5 protein-coding genes are annotated in these 17,475 nt (G+C 67.0%); 2 read left to right on the top strand and 3 right to left on the bottom strand.

The features are described 5' to 3' along the window. Positions 1-143 precede the first annotated feature (143 nt). Positions 144-3,605: a DNRLRE domain-containing protein gene (locus KQY30_RS15200; RefSeq protein ID WP_217307277.1), complete on the bottom strand. Its 3,462-nt coding sequence runs from the start codon at positions 3,603-3,605 to the stop codon at positions 144-146. A gap of 588 nt (positions 3,606-4,193) precedes the next feature. On the opposite strand from KQY30_RS15200, the gene KQY30_RS15195 reads away from it, so the two are divergent. Together KQY30_RS15195 and KQY30_RS15190 are read left to right on the top strand one after the other, a co-directional pair. Further along, positions 4,194-11,498, top strand: a complete 7,305-nt coding sequence (locus tag KQY30_RS15195) for a polymorphic toxin-type HINT domain-containing protein (RefSeq protein ID WP_254407597.1) — start codon at positions 4,194-4,196, stop codon at positions 11,496-11,498. Positions 11,499-11,512: 14 nt separating this feature from the next. Then, positions 11,513-11,986, top strand: a complete 474-nt coding sequence (locus KQY30_RS15190; protein ID WP_217307275.1) for a hypothetical protein — start codon at positions 11,513-11,515, stop codon at positions 11,984-11,986. A 323-nt stretch (positions 11,987-12,309) separates the two neighbouring features. Here the strand turns inward: KQY30_RS15190 and KQY30_RS15185 are convergent, their stop codons facing one another. Further along, a complete protein-coding gene (locus KQY30_RS15185; protein ID WP_217307274.1) occupies positions 12,310-15,762 on the bottom strand; it encodes a CARDB domain-containing protein in 3,453 nt (1,150 codons plus the stop codon). A gap of 342 nt (positions 15,763-16,104) precedes the next feature. After that, positions 16,105-17,433 carry a UDP-glucose/GDP-mannose dehydrogenase family protein gene (locus KQY30_RS15180; protein WP_217307273.1) on the bottom strand — a complete coding sequence of 443 codons (1,329 nt, stop codon included), beginning with the start codon at positions 17,431-17,433 and terminating at the stop codon, positions 16,105-16,107. Positions 17,434-17,475: the final 42 nt, after the last annotated feature.

Raw genomic sequence — 17,475 nt, 5'->3', positions numbered from 1 at the left:
TGCTCCGCGATAATCGATCACCCCCCAAGACCCTGTCAATGGGCCCTTGTTATAGGGAAGTTCAAGCCGCAATCGACACCAGCCAAAGCCGAGCCGGGGCCTCCGGCGAGTGCCGGAGGCCGTCTCGTACGGCGGGTCAGTGGTCAGCCGATGGTCTGGCGGGTCTTCCACCAGCTCTGGGCTCCGATGATCTCCGTGCCGTTGCCGGTGAGGGCGGTTCTGCTGCCGGTGTGGAGGTGGACGGAACCGTCGGAGCGTACGGTCCAGATGTCGGGGATGGAGTCGCCGTTGGTGTCGGGGGTGCCCATGATGTGGGGGACGGCGGTGCTGGACCAGCCGGAGGCTCCGTACTGGCTGTCCGCTCCACCGGCCGAGTTGACGGCCTGGGCAAGGGAATTGAGGTCGACCCCGCCGGATGCCGCTTTGATACCGGTGCGGAGCATCAGCCGTCCGGTCTCGTCGGTGCGGAAGATCATGTCGGTGACGCCGTCACCGGTGACGTCCAGGACGGTGACGATGTCCCGGGGCGTCCATGAGGCGCCGGCGAGCCTGGTTGCCTTTTCGACGGTGGCGCCGTTGTAGCCCGTGAGGACCCAGAACGTGTCTCCCACGGTGACGAAGAAGTCGGCTCTGCCGTCTCCGGTGGCGTCGCCGGCGGAGACGATCTGGGTGAAGGTGCTGGGGTCGGGGGCTCCGGCTGGGAGGAGGATCTCGCGGCGTTTGTCGATGTTCACGGCGCCGTAGCCGTCTCCGGGGTAGACCCAGAGCTTGCCGTCGACGCGGGCGACGAGGTCCTGGAGGCCGTCACCGCCGTAGATGTCTCCGTTGTGGGTGATGAGTGCGCCGTCGAAGTGGCCGGAGGCGCTGACGTAGTACGGGAGGTCGTCGCCGTTGGGGTCCTTGTCGGGGTTGTCGCGGTAGGCGCCCGACATGGCGTAGTCCAGGTCTCCGCTGCCCTTGGTGAGGTCGTTGGTCGCCTGTGAGGGGTATACGGAGAGACTGCCGCCTTCGGTGACGGTCAGCAGGTCGGGCAGTCTGTCGCCGGTGAAGTCGCCGGGTGCATCGGCTTGGTCCCTGGGGCTGACGTAGAAGAAGTATTTGGTCGGTTCGGAGACATTGCCGGCGCCGTCGACGGTCCGTACGTAGAGCACATTGGGGCCGGCAGTGGGCGGTTTGGTGTTGGAGAGCGTGGCGCTGACGGTCGTTGCGGTGCCGGCGGTGCGGGGCAGGGAGAACGGGTAACTGGGGGAATTGAATCCGTACTCGTAGCGCACGACGTCGGTGTTGAGGGCACGGACGGTGAAGGAGCCGGGGGTGCCGAACTTTTTCTCGCTCCAGATGGAGTCCTCCGGCTGGGTGCCGAAGCCGTTCTCGTTGCTGTCGGCGTTGGGGAAGTCGGTGGAGGAGACTCTGGGCGGTTTGGGCGCGGCTGTGTCCAGGACAAAGCGGCAGGGGGTGTTCTTGGGCGAGTAGGCGGAGCTGGCGTTCGCGTCGTCGAAGGCTCGTACACGCCAGGAGTACACGGTGTTGTTGGTGAGTTTGCTGGTGGAGAATGCCGAAGTGGTGACACGGGCACTGTCGGTGTTCCCGCCCACGGACTTGTTGCCGGTGGCCTTGAGGAGATCGCCGGTGGTGTCCCATTTGCCGGTCGGCCACAGATCGAAGTCCAGGCGGTCGAGGTTCTTGTCCTTGTCGGCGGCAGACGCGGTGAAGGTGATTTCACCGGCGCCCATTCGGACATATGGCTCGGTGGTGGTGCACTTGGCTTCGGGCCCGAGGTCGAGGGAGGTCGGCGCGCCGGGACGACGGTTGTAGACGAGTACGAGGACAGGGGCGTTCTCGCCGTTGGCGGTGAACTTCTTCCAGGAGTACTGCGACTTCTCGTTCACGGCGCGCATGCCGAAGGTGATGCTGTTTCCGCCTGCGTCGGCGGTCTTCTGCGCGGCCTTTTTGACGTCGAAGGTCTCATACGCGTCCCGGCAGCCGGACTTGTAGCCGTGTGCGAAGCTCTTTGTGGCGATCTTGTTGCCGTCGTGGAGTCTGGGGGCGTTGCTCCAGTTGCTCTTGGAATCGATGCGGTCGGTGAGGTGCACACTCATCGCACGGCTGTCGCAGGACCAGGAGTAGGTCTCCAGGACCTGGAGCGTCGCTTTGGAGATGACCGCGCCCTTCAGGGACTCGTCGAAATCGATGTTGAAGAACGAGCGCGAGGTGCCCCAGGTGTCGGACTCGAAGCCGACCCGTGCCTCGTGGGTGCCGCCCTTGTTGAAGCCTTTCCCGTTGTAAAAGGTGGCCTTCGGGTAGCGGTTGTAGACCGTGGTCCAGTTCTGGGTGTGCTTCTTGACAGAGGGGTCGATGAAGACCGGGAAGACGGTGGACGGGTCGGACAGCAACTCCGCGTCAGGGGTGAGCACCCAGTTGGTGCCCGACAGGTCGGCGTCGACCAGTGCGCCGTGCGAGTCGGGGGACGGGCCGTCGAGCCCGGGCAAAGACAGTGTGGCGTCCGGCCCGGTCTGCGAGGGGGCGGGCGTGGGCTCGGCGGGAGCCGGCGGCAGCGGCGATTCCGATACGGGTGGCGCGGACTCGTCGCTCGCGGACGGGAGCACCTCGGCGTAGGGGTCCGTCTGCTCGTCCGCCTCGACTTCGTCGTCGGCACTGGCCGAAGGCGAGGGCTCGTCGGAGGGCGTCGCCGTTTCGGAGGGGAGGACCTCGGGGGCGGTGGGCTGGGCGGTGGCGCCGACCTGTCCGTCGGTGACGGCGGTCGCGCCGGCGTTGTCCCACATCACCGGTGAGGGGGACATCGCCACCTCGTCGCCGTAGGGGTCCTCGGCGCTGACGATGTCGGATCTCGGGTCGAGCCGGAAGGTGAGGGTGGGCGAGGACAGACCGTAGGAGAGCTGGGCGATACGGGGATCAGCGGCGGCAGTACGGTTCTTCACCACGATGAGCTGGGCGAATCCGTCGTCGTCCGCGGTGAGGACCAGATCCGCGCCCGGGATGATCTCGGGATACAACGCCCGGTTCGCATCGATGATCGGCTCGGGGACGGGACCGGGCCAGGTGAGCTGGATGTCATGGCCGTCGGAGTGCAGTGTGACCAGGGCATTTCCGGCCGCATCGGCCCCGGAGACCGCGCCCTTCAGGAGCGGGGCCCTGAGAGCCGTCGTACGGGAAGCGCGCTCGTCACGTTCTGCGCCGCCCGCCGATCCGGCCGAGAACACCATGCTCGTATTTGTGGCTCTGGGCTCCCAGCCCCGGCCGGTGCGCCGCAGCGACCGGTCGATGGGCTTCCACTCGCCGCCGACCTTGGCGCGGACCGGCGACACATGAACCCGACGGGACATCAGGCCGTCCGGGCGCGCCCAGGTTGTCGAGTAGGGAGTCCGGAGTGCGGTGGCCTCCACCGGTTTGCCGGTCTTCGCGGCCCGGGTGATGGCATCCGACTCGCTCACCTGGGAAGTTCCGGAACCGGTGGTCGGCTCGGGGCCCGGCTCCGGATCCGCGAGCCGTAGCCCGGCGTATGTCAGGCCGGTCGCGGCGACAGCCGCCGCGCAGGCCAGGGCGATGGTGCGCTGGCCCGGCAGTCGGTACCGGCGTTGCGACATGAGTGAGACCCCTCCCCCTCGGCCCCGGCACTCGGCGGATCGCCGACCGGAGATACGGAGCTCCTCGCGCGGGCCTGAGCACACGGGACGAGCGAGCAGATCATGACCCATGAGTGAGCAGCCGTCACCCTGTGGATTTTCGGACGGGCTTCGGAGTGCACCGTCGGGGCTGGGGTGCCCTTGATCCTCTGACCTCACTCAACAGCGCTGCTGCTGCTCATAAATTGGTGGAAAATCGAATGAATCCTGCTGTCCCATCGGGTTAGTTGGATGCCAAAGTCACCTCCTGGGCGCTAGATCCGGATTGCGTCTCAGGTGTACCTCGCTGATCACTTATGGCCATCTATCCGGCATTCCCCGCGATAGAATGGGTGATTGATCCAATACGTGGCGTGACTATGATCACTTGATCACATCTTCTCTGGCCTTTCGTTACAGATCCCCCACAGAATCGGCGCGTCTTGCACGACATTCTGTGCGGCCCCAACCCCGGTGCCGCGCCTGGTGGTCCGGGGGGATCCTGGCGTGTCTCGTCAATCCGAAGCTCGCCGTCGCCGGCGCCGTGTCCGTCACACCGTGGTACCCGCGTTGGGCGTGGCCCTGCTGGTGGCCCTGCTGCCCACACAGGCGCTGGCGATTCCGCCGGTGCCGGGCAAAGACGGGCGCGAGGAACTGGTACTGGAGAAGCTCGATCAGGACCAGCTCGTGCCGGGCAGGACCGCCGACCGGAATCTCGACAGCCTCAAGACCGAGACGCCCGAGGACCTGGCGCAGGCCCCGGCGGGTACGACCACCGTCCCGCCCGCCGACAGCGGTGCCGTCACCTTCGGCTCCGGCGCGCTCACCGCCTCCATGCGCTCCAACAGTGCGGTACAGGCAGCCACGACTCCGGTCGAGGACCTGCCCGTCAGCCTGGGCCAGGCACCCGGCGAGGCGGCGCCGACCGGCACCTGGCAGGTCGCCGTGGCCGGCCGCACGGACGCGGTGGCGCAGGGCGTGGACGGCGCGGTGGTCACCGTGCAGGCGCCATCCACCGGGTCGGTGCCGGTGTCGGTGCAGTTCGACTACGCGAAGTTCAAGAACCTCTATGGTGCGGACTGGGCCTCCCGCCTGCGCTTCGTCCAGTTCCCCGAGTGCTATCTGGCGACGCCCGGACTTGAGGAGTGCCAGGCGTACGAGGAACTGGCGACGGTCAACGACACCGGAACCGGTACGGTCACCGCGACCGTGGACCCGGCCGCGGACGGTACGGTCACGCCCGCCTCGGCGTCCTCGGCCGCTCGGAACGGCGGTACGGCCGTCGTGCAGGCCGGTTACCGCACCAAGGCGGCAGCGGCCGGCGGCGACACGGCGGTGCTCGGGGTCACCGACTCGGGCGCGGGAGCGGGCGGCTCCTTCAAGGCGACTCCGCTGGCCTCCAGCGGTACGTGGGCGGCCGGTGGTTCCTCCGGCGCCTTCACCTGGTCGTATCCGCTGACGATTCCGCCGACTCCGGCCGGTCCGTCCCCCAACATCTCCTTCGAGTACAACTCGCAGGCGGTGGACGGCAAGACGGCCGTCTCATCGCCGCAGGCGTCATGGATCGGTGAGGGCTGGGACTACGAACCGGGCCATATTGAGCGGCGCTACCGCTCCTGCAAGGACGACACTAAGCCCCTCAAGGCGGGGACTCCCAACAACACCGCCAAGAAGGACAAGACGTCCGACCTGTGCTGGGTGTCCTACAACGCGGTGATGTCGCTGAACGGCCGCACCACCGAGCTGGTCCAGGTCGGCACGAGTGACCTTTACCGTCCGCAGAACGACGACGGTACTCGCGTCGAGCGGAAGACCGGCGCGGCGAACGGTGACAACGACGGCGAGTACTGGGTTGTCACCACTGCCGACGGTACGACGTACTACTACGGTCTGAACGCCGTTGGTGGCGGCCATGCCAACACCGGATCCGTCTCCACCGTTCCCGTCTACGGCAACCACCCCGAAGAGCCCTGCCACGCGGCCGTCTTCGCCGACTCCCGCTGCGGTGCGGGCAAGCAGCAGGCGTGGCAGTGGGGCATGGACAAGGTCGTCGACGTCCACGGCAACGCGATGATTGTCAACTGGAAGCAGGAGACCAACTACTACGCGGTCAACAAGAAGCACAATTCACCGGAGGGCTACAACCGTGCTGCCTACCCCGTCTCCATCGAGTACGGGATACGCACCGCCGACCTGACCAAGCCCTCGGCCGTCGTCGAGTTCGGCGTCAAACAGCGCTGCCTCAAGGAAGGCAGCGCCTGTGACGCGGCGAATTTCGACAAGACCGACGACCCCGGTGCCTACCGCCCCTGGTGGGACACCCCCGGCAACCTCAACTGCAAGTCCACGTCCAAGCTGTGCCCTTCCTTCCCGTCCTTCTGGACCCGGCTGCGTCTGGACACGGTGACGACGAAGGCCGCCCGCCCGGGCCAGACCGGGCTGGGCAAGGTCGACACGTACACGCTTCACCAGTCCTTCCCCGCCGACTGGTACGACACGTCCCCCGGTCTGTGGCTCAACTCCCTGACGCGTACCGGCTTCGCACCCGGCGACAGCACAGGAACCGTCCAGTCCAAGGACGGTGTCAGCTTCGCCCAGTACACGGTTGGCTCCTCCTCGCCCCTGAAGACGCGGTTGCTGGACCGTCAGCTCCCCAACCTCGTGCCCAGCGGCCCGGGGGACAAGCGCCCCGGGTTCACCCGGCCGCGTATCGGTACCGTGGCCACCGAGAACGGCGGTGACATCGAGGTCGAGTACACCGGCGGCTGCTCCGCCGAACCGGCCACCGACAAGGGCAGGGACAACGGCACGTGCTATCCGGTGCGCTGGTCGCCCGATGGCGAGGAGACGACACCGGCCAAGGCGTGGTTCAACAAATACGTGGTCGCCTCGGTCACCGAGACCGACAAGGTAACCACACACGGCAAGCCCGTCGTGATTTCGTACAAGTACACTTCCCCGGCCTGGAGCAAGAGCGACGACGAGCTCGCCCGGCCGTCCCTGCGCACCTACAGCGTCTGGCGCGGCTACCGCCAGGTCGCCACCGTCAAGGGCAGCAAATCCAGTTCCCAGCAGGGTGACCCTGAGTCGCAGTCGTACTCGGTCTCCCGCTACTTCCAGGGCACGGGCGGCGCGGTCAAGGACTCCAAGGGCGCGGTGGAACTGCTCGCCGACGACGCTCCGCAGTTCGCCGGAATGACCGCCGAGACCCTGACCTACGAGCACTCCGAGGGGCGGCTCCTCAAGCGCGCTCTCACCTTCCCCAAGTCCAAGCAGACCGCCTCCCGCACCCGAGAGGCCGAGGACGGCACCGATCTCGACCCGCTGCTTGCCCATCGCACCTGGGTCGCGCGCACGGACGCCATCCAGACCGTCGAGACCAGTTGGCAAGCGATACGGACCGAGACCACGGTGGACGACACGTACGGTCTGCCGACCCAGATCCAGATGTCGATCGTCAAACCCCAGGGCACCGGCGAGGCCTTGAGCAACCAGGTCTGCATGCGGACCAGTTACGTCCACAACGTCACCGACTGGATCATCGGCAAGCCGAAGGACACCCGGTCCACCGCGACGCCCTGCTCCGGCTTCGCCACCGCGGACGCCAAGACCCAGTTGCTGAGTTCGGTCCAGACCTCGTACGACGATCAAGCCTGGGGAGACGCCCCGACCAAGGGACTGCCCACTTCGGTGGCGGACATCAACGGCGAGGGCACCTCCCACTCCCTGGTGACCACGACGACGTACGACCCGTTGGGCCGGGTGCGGAAGGTCACCGCGCCTCTCACCGGCACCAGTGAGACGCAGTACACCCCCGCCGACACCGGTGGTCCGGTGACATCGATCAAGACGATCAACGCCATGGGGCACTCGTCCATCACGGCCTATGACCCTGGCCGGGCCCTGCCATTGACCGTGACCGACACCAACGGCCGGGTCACCCGCACCGAGTACGACGGGCTCGGACGCCTGGTCAGAGGCTGGTCTCCGTCCCGTTCCTCCGGAGGCAAGGACCCGGACGTCCAGATCTCCTATCAGACGGCCGTCGCGACGGCCACGGAGACCAAGCCGGCCGCCGTCACCGTCAAAACCCTCAAGGACGACGGCGGCTACAGCAGCCAGGTCACCATCTACGACGGCCTGGCACGTGAGGTGCAGACCCAGACGGAGGCCCATGGAGCGGGCCGGATTATCACCGACTCCAAGTACGACGATCACGGCTTGGTGTGGGAGAAGACCGGAGGCTATCTCGCCAAGGGGAATCCGACCACCAAGCCGTTCGCCCGTACATCCGAGAGCCTGGTCCCGAGCAGGATCAAGACGCGCTACGACGGACTGGAACGTGTGGTCCGCGAGTCCGAGTACCACGGCGCCGACTACCAGTACGCCTCGTACACCTACTACGGCGACGACTACGTCTACAACGACCCTGCCGGCGCGACCGCTCCCTCGACCGAGACACATACCGATGCGATGGGCCGCGTCAGCGCGATCGACCACTACACCACCAGCGCCGGCCCCGACGCCGGCCGGACAACGAGCTACCAGTACGACGCACGCGGCAACCGCGCCAAGGTGACCGATCCGGCGGGCAACGCCTGGCTCTACTCGTACGACGTCCGTGGCCGGCTGACGAAGTCCACCGACCCCGACGCCGGCACGTCGCTTTTCGGCTACGACGACGCCGATCGTCAGATCAGGTCCGAGGACGCGCTGGGCAAGACAGTTCACACCCAGTACGACAAGCTGGACCGTGTCATAGCCGTTCGTGAGGGTTCGGCGACGGCCAGTCCGGTCAAGGAGTTCACCTACGACACCCTGCCCGGCGCGGTCGGGCAGCCGGTCGCCTCGATCCGCCACGACTCCGGCGGCGACTACATCAACCAGGTCACCGGCTACGACACGGACTACCGGCCCACCGGCCGCGAAACGGTCATCCCTGCCAACGGAATGACCGCGGGCCTGTCCGGCACGTACGCCTACTCGTACGCGTACACCCCCGCTGGAAAGCCTCTGTCGGTCACCCTCCCGGCGAAGGGTGGTCTCGCGGCCGAGAAGGTCGTCACCCGCTATGACTCCGACGGATTGGCGGAGTCGACTTCGGGCCTCGACTGGTACACCTCGGATGTCACCTTCTCGCCCTATGGAGAGGTGCTGCGTACGGTCAGCGGAGCGCAGCCGAACCGAGTGTGGACGACCAACTTCGTCGATCAGCACACGGGGACTCTCCAGCGCACGGTCGCGGACCGGGAAACCGCCAACAGCCACCGAATAGCGGACAGTTACTACTCTTACGACGCCTCGGGCACCATCACCTCCAACGCCCGCAAGCTCACCGACGCCACCGGCTCTACCTGGGACAACCAGTGCTACACCTACGACGCGCTGGGTGAACTGGTCCACGCCTGGACCTCGAACATCACCCCTGGCGGCTCGGGAACGGGCTGCCGCTCCTCCGGAGGCACCAACTGGGGTTACGAGGAGGACGGTACGGCCTCCAGCGGGCCGGTCAGCGATGCTCCTGACGCGGCTGCCGACACCACAAGCCCCGACGCCGGACTGACTGCCTCCCTCGCCGCCGCAGCACCCGCGACCGGCACGGTCTCCACCGGGGCCACCGCCTACCGCCAGTCCTTCACCTTCGACTGGCTCGGCAACCGCGCCACCCTTACCGAGCACGACACGGCCGACGCCGCCAAGAACGTCACGTACAAGTACGGCTACGGCCTGACCGGTCCGCCTGCCGGCCAGCCGCACACGCTGGCCTGGGTCAGCTCCACGCCCTCGGGCAAGGGCAGCAGTTACACCAATGACGCGGTCGGCAATACCAAGGTCCGCGATCTCGCTGCCACCACACAGCAGTTGGAGTGGACGGCCGAGAACAAGCTCTCCACGATCACCGACGACGGCGTCAAGACGACATACGTCTACGACGCCGACGGCAACCGGATTCTGGAGAACTCGCCCACCGGGTCGACCCTGTATCTGGGCGAGACCGAGCTGACCACGGACAGCACCGGCAAGATCATCCGGTCCTCCCGCGCCTACGCCCATCCGGGCGCTCCCACGGTCGTCCGTACCACCGTTGACGGCGCGACCACCGGCCACAAACTCAACGTCCTCCTCGCCGATCACCTCGGCACCGCCAACACCACCGTCGAACTGGGCGGCACCCAGACGGTCACCCGACGGGCCTTCAAGCCGTACGGAGAGTCTCGCGGCCCCAAGCCGTCGACCTGGCCGAACAAGCGCAGCTACCTCGGCGTCGGAATCGACGACGCCGCCACCGGCCTGACCCATATCGGCGCCCGTGAGTACGACCAGGCCGCAGGTCGATTCCTCTCCGCGGACCCGGTCATAGACATCGCCGACCCGCTCCAGATGAACGGGTACGCGTACGCCAACAACAGCCCCATCAGCAGCAGTGACCCCACCGGCCTGATGGCGATGGCCAACCGCAGCGGCGGCCCGAGCTACAGCGCTCCGCCGCCCCCGCCCCCGGGGCCCTCCTCGGGCAGCGCCACCACCGTCACCTACACCACCACCAAGACCGTCACGGTGACGAAGCCCGCCCCGTGCGACTGGCTGTGCAGGGTCAAGGGCTTCGCACGGGAACACGTCACCGTCATCACCGTCGTCACCGAGGTCGTCGTCGGGGTCGGGTGCGGCATCGGCGCAGCCGCTGCGGGCGCGGCCACCGCAGGAGTCGGTGCCGTCGTCGTGGGAACGGCCTGCGGAGCCGCCGCGGGCGCGGTGGCCGGAGCCGTCGGGAACGCCATCGATCCCAAGGCCGACCACAGCCTCGGTGGATATGTGTCCGCGGCGGGCAAGGGTGCCGCGGTCGGAGCGGTCAGCGGGATCGTCGGCGCGGGCGTGGGCAAGCTCGCCGGCATGGCGGTCGGCAAGATCGCCCAAACCGCCGTCGGCCAGTCGATCGGCAAGGGCGTCAAAGCCGCGGTCTCGAAGCTTCCCGGCAAGGGCGGAGCGTCAGCACGAGCCGGGGCGGGCACGGCCCAGTGCTTCCTCGCCGGCACTCCGGTCCTTCTCGCCGACGGCACCTCGAAGAACATCGAGGACATCGAGGTCGGTGACAAGGTCCTCGCCACCAACCCGGCAACGGGCGAGACAAGCGCCCAGCCCGTCACCGAACTCCTCCCGTCCGAGGGCGAGAAAAAGCTCAACGAGCTCACGATCACGACGGCCGGCGGCAAGAAGAAGATCACCGCCACGGCCGAACACCCCTTCTGGGTCCCCAAACAAAACGCCTGGGTCAACGCCGCCGACCTCAAACCCGGCACAACGCTGAGCACCGCGGATGGCACCACGGCGAGGATCGTCGGCAACCGCGCCTACACGGACCACGTCCGCACGTACAACTTCACCGTCGCCAAACTCCACACGTACTATGTGCTGGCAGGCACCACGCCGGTCCTGGTCCACAATACTTGCGGCCCGACTTTTGTTAAGAATCAGAAACTTACACCGAAGGAGTTGGCAAGGCCGGGTTTCCGTTACCAGGTGCGAGTCACGGGGCAAGATTTCGAACAAGTTTGGCGAAACGATGGGCGGATAATCAAGGTTGATGGAGGGCCGACATCTGAGGGCTATATGGTTGAAGCGAAATGGGCTGGCAATGAAAATCAGTGGGGAAGTTCTCCCTATCATCCATCCAACTACTTCAATGAAGATGGCGTCGTTGATCAGGCTGGAAAGTTGCTGGGATTGAACTCGGCCCTGGGTGGTAATGGGGTTCGATATGCGGTGTCAAATTCGCAGGGTGCTGCGTTCTTTGGTGCAGTATTTCGCGAGTGGTTCCCAAATGAGATGAGAAATGGAACTCTAGCCGTTTGGCACGTGCCGGGAAATGGGATGTGATGACTGTAGAGCCCGTGGTTGAAGTGATTGAGCGCATTGTGCGCTCGACTCGAGACCTGCCTGCGGAGTCCCTGGCGGAATTGTGTGCGCAAGCTGGCTGGGTGCCGATTGGGGCCACGGTAGAGCCGTTTCCTCGAAGATTGGGTCATGGAAATCTGCTAGCCGCCATTTTCTCTGAAGGGGCTGAGGATTTCATGGAGTTCATCTTCGAGATGATCCCCCCGGATTTGGGTAGGGCGGAGTTTGTTGACGCGGTCAATGGGGATTACTCTCCGCAGATTGATAGATTCCATCGCATTCGTGATGAAGTGCTTGAGCTTTTGTCCGTCGAGATCGCATTCGATGAGTTGTCGGAAGTCAGAGAAGATTCCGTCGACTTCGTTGAAAGTGGGTGCTGGAGGATTGTGCGTGGTTATCTCTCGATAGGGGTTGCCCATGCCGATGAAGACTCTCCAGTCTTGCTGCTTGCTCGTTTGAGGCAGTCTTAGGGAAAATGGCCGCATCCTACTCCCAACTTATTTGCTTGAGGATGTTCGGTCATGCTCGCTTGCGGCTGGGCCATAAGGCTGGATTCGTCCTTTGTTCGGCCCGGGCGGGCCGATCGTGATCGAACCTTCCGCGCCATAGAAAAAGACGAAGGCATCATGCTTGCTGATCCGCGGTCCGCAGTCTGCGATATGTGAAACCACAAAGCTCTCCCCACCGGGCCCGGGGCTGGGGAGGCTCGGTGGGGAGAGCGGTCTGTGCGGGTGGGGCCGCCGGGGACCGTCGGCGCGGGTGGCCGAGGTCCCCGGCGGGGGCGTGGTGCGGGTCAGTCCCGGGTGCGGGAGCGGACCGCCTGGGTCGGGCGCGGGGCCTTGCCCCCGGACGCCGTGGACGTGGCGCCCGTGATCACGAAGCTCGATCCCGGCTGCGTGACCACATTGCCGTCCGCCGAATTCGTGATCGTCACATTCGTCAGCGTCGCGTTGCCCCGCGCGCCGCTCATCGCCAGGATTCCGGCTCCGTTGTTCGACTTGTCGATCCGTACGTTCGTGATCGCGACGTTCGGCATATTGCCGCCGCCGGTCTTGAACTGGATTCCGTCGTACGTCGAGTCAATGATGTCGGTGTCCCGGATCGTGACCCCCGGGATATCCCTGGCCTGCGGGAACAGCGTGATCGCGCCGAACTCCTGGTCCTCGTTCCAGAACGCGCCGCCCGTGCGGTGCAGGGCGTTGTTGGCGATCAGGGTCTGGCCGGAGAAGGGCAGCGGGTCGTGGTCCGTCGCCAGCATGATGCCCGGGTAGTTCATGGTGTCGTAGATCAGATTGTTCTCGATCTTGTTGCCGTAGCCGCCGTAGACCGCGACACCATTGGCCCGCCAGGGCAGTTGGATGGTGTTGTTGAGGAACTGGTTGTCGTGCGCGATGTCCACCGACGGGTTCTTCACATACCGGTTGGCCCAGACCGCCAGCGAGTCGTCGCCCGTATTGCGGAAGGACGAGTTGAACACCCGCGAATTGCTGGTGCCATTGGTGAAGTTGATGCCGTCGGCATACGTGTTGCGGATACGCATACCGCTGAACTGGAGTCCGTCGCCCGGTCCCCAGAGGTCGGGGATGTTGTCGTAGTCACGGCCGACCCAGACACCCACATTGGCGTGTTCCAGCCAGACATTGGAGATCTTGGTGTTCTTGCCGAACCGCCCGTTCAGGCCGACGCCGCCTTCCGCGCCGCCCGGGCCGCCGCGGATCGTGCCGGAGCCGAAGATGGCGATGTCGGATATCTGGGTGTTGTCGTCAATGTCGAAGCCGAAGTTGCCCTCGTGCGGGTGGTTGATGCTGCCGACGGCCTGGTGCGGCTCGGTGAGGGTATAGAGCTGGGAGTGCCACATTCCGGCGCCCCGGATCGTGACATCGCGGATGCCGACCTGGTTGTACTGGCCCCGGTCCAGCGGGTCGTCCGTCAGGATCTTCTTCTCCTGCCGCCACTGCCCCGCCGGGATCCAGACGCACGCGATGGCGCCTTCCTGGTCGGCCGTCACCGCCCGCTGGATGGCGGCCGTGTCGTCGATGCCGTCGTCGGGGACGGCGCCGTACGCGGTGATGGAGGTGCACTCGGCGGGCTTGGCCGCCGGGGGAGCGACCTGCTCAAGATCGATCAGGTCGATGATGTAGAAGGAGGCCGAGTCGGCGGCGTCGCGCTGGAGGCGGAACTTGGTGCCGGCCGGGTAGGTCGTCGGCAGCAGGGCGTGCGACTCGTCGAAGAGGCGCCGCGCGTCGGCCTGGGGCGTGTTGGTCAGCGCCTCGGGGCCGTCGGTGTCGCCGTACAGCCAACTGTATTTCGAGGAGAGGGTGAGCTTCCTGGAGAAGGTGTCATTGATGTAGAGGCTGATGGTGGCCTCGGCGCCGCCGCCGTTCGGGGCGTCCGGGATCGAGTTGCGCACCACGATCGAGTTCGACGGGTTCGTCGAGGTGAACTCGACGAACTGGCCGGTGGAGTTGAGCCGTACCGACTTGCGCCCTGAGGACTCGGTGGCGAAGTTGGTGTGCCCGAAGGTGCGCAGCGGGTCGGTCTCCAGCAGGGTGCCCTGGTACCGCGCGGCCTCGGCCTCGTACTCGACATACGGGACCGCCGCCCCGCGCCCGACCACGATCGAGTGCGAGAACGCGTTGTTGGTCTCGTTGGTCTCGGCGACGGTGTTGGTCGCGTCGGCGGTGGCGACGATCGTGGCGCCGCCGTTGGTGGCGGTCCAGGTGCCGTTGACGCTGACATTCACCGTGGCGCCCGCCGCGATCGCCGGGGTGTCCGTGTTGAGCGTGGTGCCGCCCACCACCACCCGGGTGACCGTGGTGGCGGCGGAGCTGGTGGTTCCGCGGTTCTTCACCGCCACGGTGAAGCGGACCGCCGCTCCGACGGCCGGGTTCTGCGGGTTGGTCTCGACACCGAGGACCTGGAGATCGGGTCCGGGGCTCTGCGCGACCACCAGCTCGGGGGTCGCGGTGAAGCTGTTGTTGTCGTTGTCCTGCTCGACGACCGTGTCGGTCGGGTCCACCAGCGCCGAGACCCGGTAGCTGCCCATCGGCCGCTTCCCGACGCTCACCGGGACGGTGGCCGAGGCGCCCGCCGCGAGCCCGCCGACCGCGGCGCTGCCCGCGACCGTTCCGCCCAGGCTGACATTGACGGTGGTCGCTCCGGAGGCGGCCGTTCCGGCGTTCCGTACGGTCGCGTTGACCGTGACCGTGTCGCTCTCCACCGGGGCGGCGGGGGTCCACGACAGTCCGGTGACGGTCAGGTCCGGGTTGGGCGCCGGGGTTCCGATGACCTGGAGCTCGGCGACCTGTCCGCCGCTCGCGCCGGTGTTGCTGAAGATCTGGAGCTGTACGTCGGCGGCGCGTCCGGTGACCGGGATGGTGACCGAGTTCTGGTTCGTGGCCGGGTTGAAGGTGTAGTTGGCGCGGGCGGCCAGCGAGGTGAAGCCGGTCGCGGCCTGGTCGCGGCCCAGGACCTGGATGCTCTGGGTCCGGGTCCCCCAGACCGCGTCGGGGTTGAGCTTGAGCACCACGCCGGTGATGTCGGCGTTGGCGCCGAGCTTCACCGTCAGGTTCGACGGGTGGCCCGCGGACTCCCAGTAGGTGCCCACATTGCCGTCGTTGGCGTTGCGCGCGACAAAGGTGAAGACCGAGGAAGAGGCCTCGATCGGCTTGCCGACCGCCAGGTTGGTGCCCTGGGGATCTTCGCCCCCTTCGCCTCCCTCGCCGCCGCCGTTGTCAGGACCGTAGATCTCGAACTCGGAGACCTGCGCCGCGGGCCAGGTCGTGTTGCCGGTGATGTTCACCCGTACGTACCGGACGGACGAGACCGGGAAGTCGACGGTCACGGTGTTGCCCGAGGCCGGGGCGAAGGACCGGCCCTGCGAGGCGGACAGGGTGCTGAAGTTGACCCCGTCGGTGCTGCCCTGGACGCTCAGCGCCTGGGTGCGGGCCTCCCACGAGGCCGGCAGTTTGAGCACCACCTGGTCGACCTCTGCGCTGCTGCCCAGATCGACCCTGATCCACTGCGGGAACGAGTTGGCCGGTCCCTCCCAGTACGAGGGCTGGCTGCCGTCGGTGACATTGGCGGCGGGGTGGTTCCCCTCCGAGCCGCTCGCCGTGGCCGTCTTCCCCAGCGCCAGATTGGGGCCGGCGGCCGCCGAGGCGGAGACGGGCAGGAGCCCGACGGCGATCAGACCGGCGAGTACCGCGCCGATGATCAGCCGCCAGCGGAGCTGTTTCCGTTTCATGGTGTCCTCTGTCCTGTCGGAACGGTCGGAACGTTCGGAACGAGAAGATCGACGAGAGCGGACAGCCCGCGGGACCGGGCCGGCCGTGGGCCCATGCTGCGAAGTTTCATCAGCAGTGCAAAAAATTGAGCTGTATAACCATCTTTTTGCGAGTCACAGGTTGCAGTCGTGTCACCGTTTTGTCAACGGTTCTCGCACGCCTGCCGCTCGGCCGACGCGGCCGGACCGGTCGGCGACATGAGGAAACCCGCCTCCGCCGGGCCGGTGAGGGCCTGGCGGAGGCGGGCTGGGGTCCTGTGCGGATGAGTGTCCGGTGGTGAGGTCAGGGGCGGGGTCCGGGGATCAGGGGCGGCCCAGCGCCCGGTACTCCCACCCCGCCGCCCGCCACTGGGCCGGGTCCAGCGCGTGCCGCCCGTCGACGATCCGGCGCCGCGCGACCACCGAGCCCATCGCATACGGGTCGATCTCGCGGAACTGGGACCACTCGGTCAGCAGCAGCACCACATCGGCCCCGGTCGCGGCCGGTATCGCGTCCGTCGCGTACTCCAGCTCAGGGAAGGCGCGGCGGGCGTTCCCGGTGGCCGCCGGGTCCACGACCGTGACATGCGCGCCCGCCCGGTGCAGGGTCCTGGCGACATCCAGCGCGGGGGCGTCGCGTATGTCGTCGGAGTCGGGCTTGAACGCCGCGCCCAGCGCGGTCACCCGTACCCCGGCCAGCTCGCCGCCCGTCAGTTCGCGGACGAGATCGACCGTACGGGCGCGGCGGCGCTGGTTGATGCCGTCCACCTCGCGCAGGAAGGCGACGGCCTGGCCCACGCCCAGCTCCTCGGCCCGGTGGCTGAACGCGCGGATGTCCTTGGGCAGGCATCCGCCGCCGAAGCCGAGGCCCGGCTTGAGGAACCGGCCGCCGATCCGGTCGTCGTACGCGAGGGCCGTGGCCAGACCCGTCACATCAGCGCCGGTCGCCTCGCAGACCTCCGCCATCGCGTTGATGTACGAGATCTTCGTGGCGAGGAACGAGTTGGCCGCGACCTTGACCAGTTCGGCGGTCGGCAGATCGGTGACCACCACCGGGGTGCCCTGCGCGATGACCGGCTCGAAGGCGGCCCGTAGCTGCTCCTCGGCCCACTCCGAGGCCGTGCCGAACACCAGCCGGTCGGGCCGCAGGGTGTCCTCCACCGCGAAGCCCTCGCGCAGGAACTCCGGGTTCCAGGCCAGTTCGACCTCCGTACCGGCCGGGGCGGTCCGCTGCACCAGTTCGGTCAGCCGGGCCGCGGTCCCCACCGGCACGGTCGACTTGCCGACCACCAGCGCGCGTCTGCGCAGATGCGGGGCGAGCGCGCCGACCGCGCTGTCGACGTACGTCATGTCCGCGGCGTACGAGTCCCGCTGCTGCGGCGTCCCCACACAGATGAAGTGGATGTCCCCGAACTCCCCGGCCTCCTCGGGGCTCGTGGTGAAGCGCAGCCGGCCGGAGTCCAGGGCCTTGGCGAGCAGTTCCGGCAGCCCGGGCTCGAAGAAGGGCACCTCGCCCGAGCGCAGCCGCTCGATCTTGGCCGGGTCCACGTCCACGCCCAGGACCTCGAAGCCCAGGACGGCCATGCAGATGGCATGAGTGGCCCCGAGATAGCCGGTGCCGATGACGGTGATGCGGGGAGCGGGAGTGGTCATGCCGGCCTCCAGGGGCGTACGGATGGCGCGCGAGCGGTCGGG

The organism is Streptomyces sp. GMY02 (assembly GCF_019056675.1).
Classification (GTDB): Bacteria; Actinomycetota; Actinomycetes; order Streptomycetales; family Streptomycetaceae; genus Streptomyces; species Streptomyces odonnellii.
This window is presented reverse-complemented; position numbering and strand designations above follow the sequence as displayed.